This is a genomic window from Streptomyces sp. NPDC086147 (assembly GCF_040702165.1).
In the GTDB taxonomy this organism is placed as follows: Bacteria; Actinomycetota; Actinomycetes; order Streptomycetales; family Streptomycetaceae; genus Streptomyces.
The window spans coordinates 129,926-142,776 of sequence record NZ_JBFBJO010000005.1; the positions used below are offsets into that span (position 1 = coordinate 129,926).

The 12,851-nt window shown below is 75.4% G+C and carries 9 protein-coding genes; 3 read left to right on the forward strand and 6 right to left on the reverse strand.

The window, feature by feature from the left end:
• Positions 1–12 precede the first annotated feature (12 nt).
• Positions 13–2,598: an aminopeptidase N gene (gene pepN, locus AB0398_RS13785; RefSeq protein WP_366374724.1), complete on the forward strand. Its 2,586-nt coding sequence runs from the start codon at positions 13–15 to the stop codon at positions 2,596–2,598.
• 83 nt (positions 2,599–2,681) lie between these two features.
• Here the strand turns inward: pepN and alc are convergent, their stop codons facing one another.
• Genes alc through AB0398_RS13800 form a run of 3 tightly spaced genes read right to left on the reverse strand, consistent with a single transcriptional unit; the run spans position 2,682 to position 5,857 of the window.
• Positions 2,682–3,806, reverse strand: a complete 1,125-nt coding sequence (gene alc, locus AB0398_RS13790; protein WP_366374725.1) for an allantoicase — start codon at positions 3,804–3,806, stop codon at positions 2,682–2,684.
• A gap of 59 nt (positions 3,807–3,865) precedes the next feature.
• The gene (locus tag AB0398_RS13795; protein ID WP_366374727.1) at positions 3,866–4,849 is read right to left on the reverse strand and encodes a LysR family transcriptional regulator; all 984 of its coding nucleotides are present in this window, start codon (positions 4,847–4,849) and stop codon (positions 3,866–3,868) included.
• Between the two features lie 9 nt (positions 4,850–4,858).
• Positions 4,859–5,857: an EamA family transporter gene (locus tag AB0398_RS13800; RefSeq protein ID WP_366374729.1), complete on the reverse strand. Its 999-nt coding sequence runs from the start codon at positions 5,855–5,857 to the stop codon at positions 4,859–4,861.
• A gap of 197 nt (positions 5,858–6,054) precedes the next feature.
• Between AB0398_RS13800 and AB0398_RS13805 the strand changes: the two genes are divergently transcribed.
• Positions 6,055–6,597: a MarR family transcriptional regulator gene (locus tag AB0398_RS13805; RefSeq protein WP_366374731.1), complete on the forward strand. Its 543-nt coding sequence runs from the start codon at positions 6,055–6,057 to the stop codon at positions 6,595–6,597.
• Between the two features lie 84 nt (positions 6,598–6,681).
• Here AB0398_RS13805 and AB0398_RS13810 read toward each other — a convergent pair whose 3' ends face one another.
• Genes AB0398_RS13810 through AB0398_RS13820 form a run of 3 tightly spaced genes read right to left on the reverse strand, consistent with a single transcriptional unit; the run spans position 6,682 to position 9,366 of the window.
• A complete protein-coding gene (locus AB0398_RS13810; RefSeq protein ID WP_366374733.1) occupies positions 6,682–6,909 on the reverse strand; it encodes a hypothetical protein in 228 nt (75 codons plus the stop codon).
• A gap of 20 nt (positions 6,910–6,929) precedes the next feature.
• A complete protein-coding gene (malQ, locus tag AB0398_RS13815) occupies positions 6,930–9,179 on the reverse strand; it encodes a 4-alpha-glucanotransferase (protein ID WP_366374735.1) in 2,250 nt (749 codons plus the stop codon).
• Position 9,180: 1 nt separating this feature from the next.
• Positions 9,181–9,366 (reverse strand): hypothetical protein, encoded by a 186-nt coding sequence (locus AB0398_RS13820; protein WP_366375216.1) that lies wholly within the window; start codon positions 9,364–9,366, stop codon positions 9,181–9,183.
• Between the two features lie 261 nt (positions 9,367–9,627).
• Here AB0398_RS13820 and AB0398_RS13825 point away from each other — a divergent pair, with 261 nt between their 5' ends.
• The gene (locus tag AB0398_RS13825; protein WP_366374737.1) at positions 9,628–12,798 is read left to right on the forward strand and encodes a beta-N-acetylglucosaminidase domain-containing protein; all 3,171 of its coding nucleotides are present in this window, start codon (positions 9,628–9,630) and stop codon (positions 12,796–12,798) included.
• Positions 12,799–12,851: the final 53 nt, after the last annotated feature.

Below are 12,851 nucleotides of genomic sequence, written 5' to 3' on the forward strand. Positions count from 1 at the left end.
GGAGTTGACCGGGTGCCTGGTACGAACCTGACCCGTGAAGAGGCCCGGCAGCGGGCGGCGCTGCTGACCGTGGACGCGTACGAGGTCGAACTCGACCTCTCCGGTGCGCAGGAGGGCGGCACCTACCGGTCCGTCACCACCGTCCGCTTCGATTCCGCCGAGGCGGGCGCCGAGACCTTCATCGACCTCGTCGCCCCCGCCGTCCACGAGGCCGTCCTGAACGGACACGCGCTGGACGTCGCCGCCGTCTTCCGCGACTCGCGGATCGCTCTGCCGCACCTGCGGGAGGGCCGCAACGAGCTCAAGGTCGTCGCCGACTGCGCGTACACCAACACCGGTGAGGGCCTGCACCGCTTCGTCGACCCGGTCGACGACCAGGCCTACCTGTACACCCAGTTCGAGGTGCCGGACGCGCGGCGCGTGTTCGCCTCCTTCGAGCAGCCCGACCTCAAGGCGACCTTCCAGTTCACCGTGAAGGCCCCGGCCGGGTGGAAGGTCATCTCGAACTCTCCGACGCCGGAGCCCAAGGGCCCCGATTCGACGGTATGGCACTTCGAGCCCACGCCCCGGATCTCCACGTACATCACGGCCCTGATCGTCGGCCCGTACCACTCGGTGCACTCGGCGTACGAGAAGGACGGGCAGACCGTCCCGCTCGGCATCTACTGCCGTCCGTCGCTCGCCGAGTTCCTCGACGCGGACCACATCTTCGACGTCACGCGCCAGGGCTTCGACTGGTTCCAGGAGAAGTTCGCGTACGACTACCCGTTCGCCAAGTACGACCAGCTCTTCGTGCCGGAGTTCAACGCGGGCGCGATGGAGAACGCGGGCGCGGTCACCATCCGCGACCAGTACGTCTTCCGCTCGAAGGTGACGGACGCGGCGTACGAGCGGCGGGCCGAGACCATCCTGCACGAGCTCGCCCACATGTGGTTCGGCGACCTCGTCACCATGGAGTGGTGGAACGACCTGTGGCTGAACGAGTCGTTCGCCACCTACACCTCGGTCGCCTGCCAGGCCGCCGTGCCCGGCACCCGCTGGCCGAACGCCTGGACCACCTTCGCCAACGCGGAGAAGACCTGGGCCTACCGCCAGGACCAGCTGCCCTCCACGCACCCGATCATGGCCGAGATCAACGACCTGGAGGACGTGCTCGTCAACTTCGACGGCATCACGTACGCCAAGGGCGCCTCGGTCCTCAAGCAGCTCGTCGCCTACGTCGGCCAGGACGAGTTCTTCAAGGGCGTGCAGGCGTACTTCAAGGCGCACGCCTTCGGCAACACGCGCCTGTCGGACCTGCTCGGCGCCCTGGAGAAGACCTCGGGCCGCGACCTGACCGCCTGGTCGAAGGCGTGGCTGGAGACGGCCGGCATCAACGTCCTGCGCCCGGAGATCGAGACCGACGCGGACGGCGTCGTCACCGCCTTCACGGTCCTCCAGGAGGCCCCGGCGCTGCCCGCCGGCGCCAAGGGCGAGGCCGTCCTGCGCCCGCACCGGATCGCGATCGGCTTCTACGACCTCGACGAGACCGGCCGCCTCGTGCGCACCGACCGCCTGGAGCTGGACATCGCGGCGGCCGCGCGGACCGAGGTGCCGCAGCTGGCCGGCAAGAGCCGTCCGGCGGTCGTCCTCCTCAACGACGACGACCTGTCGTACGCCAAGGTGCGCCTGGACGACGTGTCGCTGGCCAACGTCACCGAGCACTTGGGCGACTTCGCCGAGTCGCTGCCGCGCGCGCTGTGCTGGGCCTCGGCCTGGGACATGACCCGCGACGGCGAGCTGGCCACCCGCGACTACCTGGAGCTGGTGCTCTCGGGCATCGCCAAGGAGTCCGACATCGGCGTGGTGCAGTCGCTCCAGGGTCAGGTCAAGGCGGCGCTCGACCTGTACGCGGCGCCGGAGTGGCGCGAGGCCGGGCTCTCCCGCTGGACCGAGGCGACGCTCGCGCACCTGCGCGCGGCCGAGCCGGCGAGCGACCACCAGCTGGCGTGGGCGCGCGCCTTCGCGGCGACCGCCCGCACCCCGCAGCAGCTCGACCTGCTCGCGTCCCTCCTGGAGGGGCGCGAGACGATCGAGGGCCTGGCGGTGGACACCGAGCTGCGCTGGGCGTTCGTGCAGCGGCTCGCGGCGACCGGGGACTACGACGAGGCGGAGATCGCGGCCGAGCTGGAGCGCGACCGCACGGCGGCGGGCGAGCGGCACGCGGCGACCGCGCGGGCGGCCCGTCCGTCGGAGGAGGCCAAGGCCGAGGCCTGGGCGTCGGTCGTCGAGGACGACAAGCTGGCGAACGCCGTGCAGGAGGCCGTGATCGGCGGCTTCGTCCAGTCCGACCAGCGCGAGCTGCTCGCCCCGTACACCGCGCGGTACTTCGGGGCGATCAAGGGCGTCGCGGAGACCCGCAGCCACGAGATCGTGCAGCAGATCGTGGTCGGCCTCTACCCGAGGCTCCAGGTGTCGCGGGAGACGCTGGACGCGACAGACGCGTGGCTCGCGGAGCACCGGCCGGCCCCGGCGCTGCGGCGCCTGGTGACGGAGTGCCGCGCGGGCGTCGAGCGCGCCCTGAAGGCGCAGGCGGCGGATTCGGCGGCGGCGGTCTGAGACCACCGGTAGGCCGTACGTGAGTACGTGAGAAGGGGCGCCCTCCCCGGTGGGGCGCCCCTTTTCCGTGCCCTGCCGGGGCGTCAGCCGCCGAGCGCCGTGAAGCGGGCGCGCAGATCGGCCGCGCCCTGCTCCGTCAGTGTGCCGTGGAGGCGCATCCGGGCGACGCCGCCGTCCGGGAAGGCGTCCAGGCGCACATGGGTGACCACGGCCCGCGCGGGCAGCTTGAAGCGGTGCAGGGTGTCGGGCTGGAGCCGGGTCCTGGGGATGATCTCGGACCACTCGCCCGTCTCGCCGTTGCGCCCCTGGAGAGCGATCCAGCCCGCCGAGTTGCCCTTGAGGTAGGCGGTGTCGATCTCGACGGCGCGGACGGCGCCCTGGGCGGCGAGCCGGAAGCGCACCCAGTCGTTGGTGTCGCGGACCCGGCGGCGGCGGTTCTCCCAGCCGTCGTCCATCTTGCGGGAGGTGCCGGGCAGGATGATCTGGGTGGGCGAGGAGTAGAAGCGGTCCGAGGCGTCCTCGTACGTGCCGCCGTTCAGTACGGAGACCAGGTCGAGGGTGCCGAGGAGCTCCAGCCACTCGGGGTCGGGCACGACCTCGCCGTGGACGCGGAGGCGGGCGACGCCGCCGTCGGGGTGCTGGCGGAGGCGGACGTGGGTGAAGCGGCGCTCGGCGTCGATCGCGAAGCCGTTGGCGGCGTGGCCGCGGACGGGGGTGGGCGGGACGAGCTCCTCCCACTTGGCGTCGAGGAGTTCGGCCGGGCTCGGGCTGCCCTCGACGGCGGCGGCCTGGACTGACACCTTCTGCGGGTAGTTGCCCCGGAAGTGGGCGGTGTCGACGACGATCCCCCGGACGACGCCGGGGGCGCCGAGGCGGACGATCGCCCAGTCGTGGTCCTCGGGGGCGGGGAAGACGTTCCCGGCGTCGGCGCCCCGGCGGCGGCGGGTCTCCCAGCCGTCCATGATCTTGCCCTTGTGGCCGAAGTGCTCGGGGTCGAAGACGGCGCGCTCGCGGACGAGGAGGTTCTCCCGCTCGGCGAAGAACTCGTCGTTGGCGGCGACGACCCCGGCGCCGAGGCGGCGGTCGGCGAGGTCGACGAGCTCGGTGAAGGGGAAGTCCCCGGTGCGGTAGTCGGCGTAGGGGTCTCCGCCGGAGTAGGGGGCGGCGTCGTTGGCGTGCGGGTCCTGGTTCTCGTCGAAGCTGCTCATGGACCGACCTTCCCGCGTCCGGCCCTTCCAGGTCCATCGAATGTTTTCGATGATTCCTTTCAGCTGTGCTGAACGGTTTGGTGCTCTGCCGCGGCCTGCCGGTCAGTCGTGCTGAACCGTTCCGCTTGGACGGTTTCGCGTTCCGCCGCCGCGCGCCGGAGCGCGGTGAGGACCCGGGCCACCGCCGGGCCCTCCTCCGCGCCGCTCCGCACCGCCGCGACGACGTGGCGGCGCGGCTGGTCGGCGGAGAGGACGCGCATGACGACCCCGGTGCCTCCCCGGCGTTCGGCGGAGGCCATGCGGGGCACGAGCGCGACGCCCATCCCGGCCTCGACCATGGCGAGGATCGCGGTCCAGCCCGAGGCGCTGTGGGCCTGCTCGGGCGTGAAGCCGGCGGCCTCGCAGGCGGCGGTGGTGATCTCGGACCAGGGGCCGGAGCCGCCGTAGATCCAGGGTTCGGCGGCGAGGTCCGCGAGCCGCAGGCCGGGGGCGCCGGCGAGCGGGTGCCCGGCGGGCAGGGCCACGTCGAGCGGATCGGCGAGCAGCGGCGTCCGGCCGAACTTGGGGTCGCGGGCGGAGGGCGCGTGGGCGGCGAGCGAGAGGGCGAGGTCGACCTCGCCGGCCGTGAGCAGTTCGTACGCCTCCGCCGCCTCGGCCTCCCGGACCCGGACGTCGAGCCGGGGGTGGGCGGTCCGCAGGTGCCGTACGGCGGGGACGACGAGCGCGGGCACGGCGGTGGGGAAGGCCGCTACCCGCACCCGCCCGGCCTCGCCCCGCAGATGGGCGTCGAGTTCGGCGTCGGCGCGCTCCAGCTGCGCGAAGACCGCCTCCGCGTGGCGCAGCACCAGATGGGCGGCGTCGGTGAGCCGGACCCGGCGGCCCTGGGCCTCCAGGAGCGTCACCCCGAGCTGCCTGGCGAGGTTGGCGAGCTGCTGCGAGACGGCCGAGGGGGTCATGAGCAGGGCCTCCGCGGTCGCGGTGACGGTGCCGCGGTCGCGGAGGGTGCGGAGGATCCGGAGCTTCTTGATGTCCCACTCGGTCATGGGCGCAACCTATCGGGGCACCTGGCGGGCCTCCGGTTCGGCCGGGACTTCCGGCTCCTTCCGTTCGCGCGTGCCGAAGACCTCCACCGGGGCCCCGGGCGTACGGGGGGTGAGCTGGCCCGCCAGGGTGGCGCCGAGGGCGATCGCGACGCCGAGGAGCTGGACCGGGCCGAGCGCCTGGCCGAGCGCCGCCCAGCCGATGATCGCGGCGGTGACCGGCGAGAGGGGGCCGAGGAGGGTGACCGAGGAGGCGCCCAGCCGCTCGATGCCGCGGAACCAGAGGACGTACGAGACGGCGGTGTTGCCGAGCGCCAGGTAGGCGTAGCCGGCCAGGTTCGTGCCGGTCAGGGCCGGTGGGGCGCCCTCGATCAGGAGGGCGACCGGCAGGATGACGAGGCCGCCCGCGGTGAGCTGCCAGCCGGTGGCGGCGAGGGCGCCGACGCCCTCGGGGCGGCCCCAGCGCTTGGTGAGGACGACGCCCGCCGACATGGAGAGGGCGGAGAGCAGTCCGGCGACCACGCCGACGAGGTCGAGCGCGGCCCCGGCCTTGAGGACCACGAGGCTGACGCCGAAGGCCGCGGCGACGGCGGCGACCAGGGACCTGACGGTGGGCCGGTCGCCCAGGAGGGGGGCGGCGAGGCCGACGACGAAGAGCGGGCCGACGGAGCCGACGACGGCGGCGACCCCGCCGGGGAGCCGGTAGGCGGCGAGGAAGAGCAGCGGGAAGAAGGCGCCGATGTTGAGGGCGCCGAGGGCGGCGGCCTTCCCCCACCAGGCGCCCTTCGGGAGCGTGCGGGTGAGCGCCAGGAGCAGGAGCCCGGCGGGCAGGGCGCGCATCAGACCGGTGAAGAGGGGCCGGTCGGGCGGCAGGAACTCGGTGGTGACGTAGTAGGTGGAGCCCCAGGAGATCGGGGCGAGGGCGGTCAGCGCGACCAAGGCGGCCTTGCGGGACGCGCCCGTCTCGCGGGACGTGGCGGTCTGGTGAGGGGTGGTGCTCTGGCGGGACATGCGGGCTCCCCCTGGGTGCGAGTGCCGGTGCGCCGGGGTGCGGAGACCCCGAATTCGCTTGGCGCTAATTAACTTAGCACTAAGCTATTTACTCGCAAGGTTCTTCTGCCGACCCTCTCGTACGGGAGTGCCGACCATCTCGTACGGGAGTGCCGGCCGCCTCGTACGGGAGCCGTACGGAAGGGGAGACTGGGCGCATGGACACGAAGACCCCCGGCCCCGGCCGAGCCGAAGGCCCCGGACCCGGCCCCGCCCACGACGCCGTCGACGCCATCACCGACCAGTGGGCGGCCGTCCGGCCCGACCTGGACACGGTCCCGATGGCCGTCTTCGGCCGGATCTACCGGCTGTCCGACGCCATGGGCGACCGGGTGGCCCGGGCGTACGCGCCCCACGGCGTGGCGCGCGGGGAGTTCGACGTGCTCGCGACCCTGCGCAGGTCGGGGGCGCCGTACACGCTCTCGCCGCGCGAGCTGTCCGCCACCCTGATGATCACCACGGGGGGCATGACGGGCCGGCTCGACCGGCTGGAGAAGGCCGGGCTGCTCAGCCGCAGCCCCGACCCGAACGACCGGCGCGGACTGCGGGTCACCCTCAGCGAGCGCGGCAGGGAGCTGGTGGACCGGGCGGTCGCGGACGGCCTCGCGGAGCAGCGGGCCGCCCTGGAGGCGGCGCTCGGCGCGGAGGAGGCGGAGCAGCTGGCCGGGCTGCTGCGCAGGCTGCTCGCGGCCTCGGCCTGACGAGGGCGGGGCGCGCGGGCGCGCGAAGGCGCCGCACGGTACGTCGGTACCGTGCGGCGCCCTCGACGGAGCCGGAGGAAGGAGTTACGCCTTCTTGGACTTGTCGAGCACCATCACCAGGCCGGTGATGACCAGGAACAGCGCCAGCGGGGCGGCCACGAACAGGCCGAGGGTCTCGATGACCTCCAGCTTGGGGGCCGGGTCGTCACCGTCGTCGCGGGTGAGCGCGAGCGCGGGGGACGACATGAGCAGCATCATCAGCGTCGTACCGGCCGCGACGGCGCCGGCGCGCAGGGCGTTCTTCTTGTCCACGGTGCAAACGTAGCGAACGCCTAAACGCGCCGCGCGCCCGGGGGTGCCGTACGGGCGTGCAGCTCGCTCAGGAGGGCGTGCGCCCGGGGCGAGGCGGCCAGCCGCTCCAGGGTGAGCGGCTGTCCGTCGGGGCCCGCGACCGGCAGTCGCCAGTTGGGGTACTCGTCCCAGGTGCCCGGCAGGTTCTGCGGTCTGCGGTCGCCCACGGCGTCCGGCAGCCACACCCCGACCATCCGGGCCGGGGTGGCCAGCAGGTACCGGTGGACGGCCCGGATCTCGGCCTCCTCCCCCGGTCCCTCCGGGAGGAGGCCGAGCCGCTCGAACAGGCCGCGCCACTCGGCGGTCTCGGCCCGGTCCGCCACCCGCGCGCGCTCCAGGTCGCCGGGGAGCAGCCCGAGCCGGTGCCGCAGCACGACGTGGTCGCCGGAGAGCCGGGCCGCGGTGGAGGGCAGGTCGTGGGTGGTGGCGGTGGCCACGCACTCCGCGCGCCACTCCTCCGGGGGCAGCGGATGGCCGGTGCCCGTCCAGTCCCGCTCGAACCAGAGCACGGAGGTCCCGAACACCCCGCGCCGGGCCAGCGCCTCCCGGACCCCCGGCTCGACCGTGCCGAGGTCCTCGCCGATGACCAGGGCCCCGGCGCGGTGCGCCTCCAGGACGAGGACGGCGAGCATCGCCTCGGCGTCGTACCGGACGTACGTGCCCTCGGTGGGCTCGCGGCCCTCCGGCACCCACCAGAGCCGGAAGAGGCCCATCACGTGGTCGATGCGCAGCGCGCCCGCGTGGCGCAGGAGTTCGCGCAGGAGTCCCCGGTACGGGGCGTAGGCCGCGGCGGCGAGGGCGTCGGGCCGCCAGGGCGGCAGGCCCCAGTCCTGGCCGCGGGCGTTGAAGGCGTCGGGCGGGGCTCCGACCGACATGCCGGCGGCGAAGGCCTCCTGACCGGCCCAGGCGTCCGAACCCTCCGGGTGGACGCCGACCGCCAGGTCGTGGACGATCCCGACCGCCATCCCGGCCTCGCGGGCGGCCCCGGCCGCGTCCGCGAGCTGCCGGTCCGTCAGCCAGGCGAGCCGGCAGTGGAAGTCGACCCGGGCGGCCAGGGCCGGGTCGGCGCGCACGGCCGCCTCCGCCGCGCGCGGGGTGCGCAGGGCGTCGGGCCAGGCGCGCCAGTGGGGGCCGTGCCGCTCCGCGAGGGCCTGGTAGGTGGCGTGGTCCTCCAGGGCGCGGCCCCGCCCGGCCAGGAAGTCGTGGAAGTCGGCGCGCCTCCCGGGGCCGAGCTCCACGCTCGTGAGGAGCAGCTCCAGGGCCCGCCGCTTGACCTCCCAGACCGCGTCCCGGTCGATCAGGGCCCCCTTGCCGAGGACCCGCTCGCGCAGCTCGGCCGCGTCGGCGAGGATCCGGTCCAGCTCCTCGCGGCGCTCGGGGCCGATCAGGGCGTACTCGGGGATCTCCTCGATCCGCAGGTGGACGGGGTCCGGGAAGCGGCGCGAGGAGGGGCGGTACGGGGAGGGGTCGGTGGGCGCGCCGGGCACGCCCGCGTGGAGCGGGTTGACCTGGACGAACCCGGCGCCGTGCCGCCGGCCCGCCCAGGTGACGAGCTCGCGCAGGTCGCCGAGGTCGCCCATGCCCCAGGAGCGGTCGGAGAGCAGCGAGTAGAGCTGGACGAGCAGTCCGTAGGCGCGCCGGTCCGGCCCGGGCACGCGCGCGGGGCTCACGATCAGGGTGGCGGTGGCCGTGCGCCCGTCGGGGGCCTCGGCCTCGACCGCGTGGACGCCGAGGGGCAGCTCCGACCAGTCGTCGCCGAGGACGACGGCGCCGTCCTCGGTGGTGACCTGGAGCCGGGTGCCGGGCGGGAGGTGGGACGGGGGGCGGAGGGAGTCGCCGTACGCGCCCGTTCCCTCGCGCGCGCCCGTGACCGGCTCTTCGCCGGCTTCCCCGCGTGCCTCCGCGACCGGCCCTTCGTCCGCTTCCCCGCCCGCCCTCCCGGCCGTTTCCCCGAGCGGGTCGGTGCCGGGGGCGCGGTCCCCGGCCGCGCCGGGTCCCTCGCTCCCGGCCCCGGTCCGCCAGTGGACCAGGGTCGGGGGCAACAGGCTCTCCCGGTCCGCTCGTTCCGCCGCCGCGAGGGCGGCCGCGACCGCCTCCGGCGTGGACGCGTCCACGCCCAGGGCGGCGAGGACGGCCACCACGGTGGCCTCGGGCACGGGCACGTCACCGCCGTCGGCGGGGCTGTGGACGGTGGCGACGCCGTGACGGGCGGCGAGACGGGCCAGGGTCACTTCACACTCCGGGGGACTCCGGGCCGCCCGCGTTGACGGGGGCGGTGGGTTCGCTGGTCAGGTGGGCCTCCGCGGTCAGCGGGGGCTCGCTGGTGAGGGGGGACGCTTCGGGCAGGGGCGGTTCGCTGGTCAGCGGCTCGCTGGTCAGCGGTTCGCCGGCGGGCACCGACTGCTGCGGAATCCGTATCCGTCCGTGGCGGGCGGTCGTGGTCACGGGGGTCTCCCGGTTCGTCTCGGCAGGTGGGACCTGGACAACGAATGAGACCTACCCACCGCACCTCGTTTTACCGGCGCGAAACGGTGGAGTGGCGTCACCTCGCCGACGACGCACCGGGCAAAGCCGACACATCGGCCATGCGCATTGACACTCGCGTGCGACTGGTGGTGGGCTCGTGACCCACTCGTGACCAACCGGCGGAGCGGCCGGCCCCGCCGAAGGGAGACACCCGTGCACCTCGGGCGCAGGAAGCGGACGGCCACGGCCGTCGCCGCCGCGGTCATCGGCGGCCTCCTCGGCGGCGCCGTCCCCGGCGCGGCGCAGGCCCTCCCGAGGGTGCCCGCGGCCCCGACGGCCCCCACCCCCGCACGGACCCCCGCGACCCCCGCCCCTCCCCCGGCGGACGCCGCCCGGACCCCCGCCCGGCAGGTCCCCGCGCGCGTGCCCGCCGTCTGGCCCCGGCCGCAGTCCCTGGCGGCGGCCGGGCCCGCCGTACGGCTCGGGGACGAGGTGACGCTGCTCGCGGACGCGGACGCCGATCCGTACGCCCTCGACGCGCTGCGCGGGCTGCTGCGGGCGGCCGGGGTGCGGACCGTCCACACCGGGCTTCCGGGCCGGGGCCCGGTGGTCCGGGCCGCCGGGCCCGCCGGGGAGGGCGCGGAGGAGGCGCTGACCGCCCTGGGCGTGCCCGAGCGCCTCGACCTGCCGCGCGGCGGCTACCGGCTCGCCACGGGCCGGTTCCGGGGGCGGGACACCGTCGTCCTGGACGGGGTCGGCGAGGACGGCCTGTTCCACGCCGTGCAGACGCTGCGTCAGCTCCTCGGCTCCGGCCGGGAGGTGCCCGGGGTCGTCGTCCGGGACTGGCCCGGCACGGCCGAGCGCGGTGTCACCGAGGGCTTCTACGGGAGCCCGTGGACCCTGGAACAGCGGCTCGGACAGCTCGACTTCCTGGGCCGGACCAAGCAGAACCGCTATCTGTACGCGCCCGGGGACGACCCGTACCGCCAGCTCCAGTGGCGGGAGCCCTACCCGGCCGCGCAGCGGGCGGAGTTCCGCGCGCTCGCGGAGCGGGCCCGGGCCAACCACGTGACGCTCGGCTGGGCCGTGTCGCCCGCCCAGTCCATGTGCCTGGCCTCGTCCGCCGACGTGGCGGCGCTGACCCGGAAGCTCGACGACATGTGGGCGCTCGGGGTGCGCTCCTTCCAGCTCCAGTTCCAGGACGCCTCGTACGACGAGTGGCACTGCTCGCGGGACGCCGACGCCTTCGGGCGCGGTCCCGAGGCGGCCGCCGCCGCCCACGCGCGCGTGGCGAACACGGTCGCCCGGCACCTGGCCGAACGGCACCCGGACGGCGAGCCTCTGACGGTGATGCCCACGGAGTACTACCAGGACGGGTCGACCGCGTACCGGGCGAAGTTCGCCGAGGCGCTGGACGCGGGCGTGCGGGTGGCGTGGACCGGGGTCGGCGTCGTGCCGCGCACGATCACCGGCGGCGAGCTGACGGGCGCCCGGAAGGCGCTGGGCCACCCGCTGGTCACCATGGACAACTACCCGGTCAACGACTACGCGCAGGACCGGCTGTTCCTCGGCCCCGCGACGGGCCGGGAGCCGGCCGTGGCCGCCGGTTCCGCCGCCTTCCTCGCCCACGCCATGGAGCAGGCGGCGGCCTCCCGCGTGCCGCTGTTCACCACCGCCGACTACGCCTGGAACCCGAAGGGCTACCGGCCCGAGGAGTCCTGGCGGGCCGCCGTCGACGACCTCGCGGGCCCGGACCCGGCCGCCCGCGGGGCGCTGCGGGCGCTCGCCGGGAACGGCGCCTCCTCGATCCTCGCCCCGGCGGGCGAGTCGGCCTATCTGAAGCCGCTCCTGGCCGCCTTCTGGGAGGCGCGCGGCGGCGCGGACACGCGCGCGCGTGAGGAGGCGGCGCGCGGGCTGCGGGACGCGTTCACCGTGATGCGGCGGGCCCCCGAGCGGCTGGCGGACACCGCGGGCGGCGCCCTCGGCGACGAGACGGGGCCGTGGCTGGAGCAGCTCTCCCGGTACGGCCTGGCGGGCGAGACGGCGGTCGACATGCTGCTCGCCCAGGGGCGCGGCGACGGCGCGGCGGCCTGGCGGGCGCAGCGGGAGCTCGAAGAGCTGCGGAAGGACCTGGGCACGAGCCGGGTGACGGTCGGCGCGGGGGTCCTCGACCCGTTCCTCACGCGGGCGCTGAAGGAGACGGCGGCCTGGACGGGCGCCGACCGGGCCCCGGCGGCGCGGGCCGAGCGGGCCACCGGCTCGTACACCGTGCGGCTCGACCGGGCGCGGGCCGTGGAGGCCCTGACGGTGCTCGCCGCACCGGGTCCGGAGGGCGGCCGCGCGGGCACGGACGCGCGCGTGGAGGCGTACGTCCCCGGCGAGGGCTGGCGGCCGCTCGGCCCGCTGTCGCCGTCGGGGTGGACGCAGACCGATCTGAAGGGGCTGCGGGCCGAGGCCCTGCGGGTCGCGTGGAGCGCGGGGGGCCCGGCCCCCGAGGTGCGGTCCCTGGTGCCGTGGTTCGCGGACGGGCCGCGCGCCGACGTCGCCCTCGCCCGCGCGGAGACGGACGCGGAGATCGGCGGCCCGGCACAGCGGGTGGACGTGGAGCTGACGGGCCGGCGCGCGGGCGGGGTGCGCGGGCCGCTGACGGCACGGGCCCCGAAGGGGATCGCGGTCCGGCTGCCGGAGCAGGCCTCGGTGGAGCGCGGCGCCCGGACCCGCGTCCCCCTGGAGGTGTCGGTGGCGGCGGACGTGCCGGTCGGCTCGTACCGGGTGCCGGTGTCCTTCGCGGGCGAGGAGCGGGTCCTGACGGTCCGGGCCTTCCCCCGTACGGCGGGCCCGGACCTGGCGCGGACGGCGCGGGTCTCCTCGTCGGGCGACGAGACCGCCGACTTCCCGGCCTCCTCGGCGGCGGACGGCGATCCGGCCACCCGCTGGTCCTCCCCGGAGGAGGACGGCGCCTGGTGGCAGCTGGAGCTGCCCGCGCCGGCCCGGATAGGGCAGGTGGTGCTGCACTGGCAGGACGCGTACGCCTCCCGCTACCGCGTCCAGGTCTCGGCGGACGGCCGGGTGTGGCGCACGGCGGCGACGGTCGCGGAGGGCAGGGGCGGCCGGGAGTCGGTCCGGATGGACGCGGCGGACACGCGCTTCCTGCGGGTCCAGGGCGAGAAGCGGGCGACCCGTTTCGGCTACTCGCTCTGGTCGGTGGAGACGTATGCGGTGGCTCCCGCTGAGAAGCCGGGGAAGCCGGAGGATCCGGGGAAGCCGGAGGCCCCCGAAGAGCCCGAGAAGGGGCAGCCGGAGAAGCCCGTGACGGCTCCGGAGGCCCCTGAAGCCCCCGAGACCGCGCCCCCGGACGTGCCGGAGGAGCGGCCCGCTCCCTGAGGGGCGCGCCGCTCCGTGCCGCGGGCCGTGCGAAGGCTCCCGCGTACGCGAAA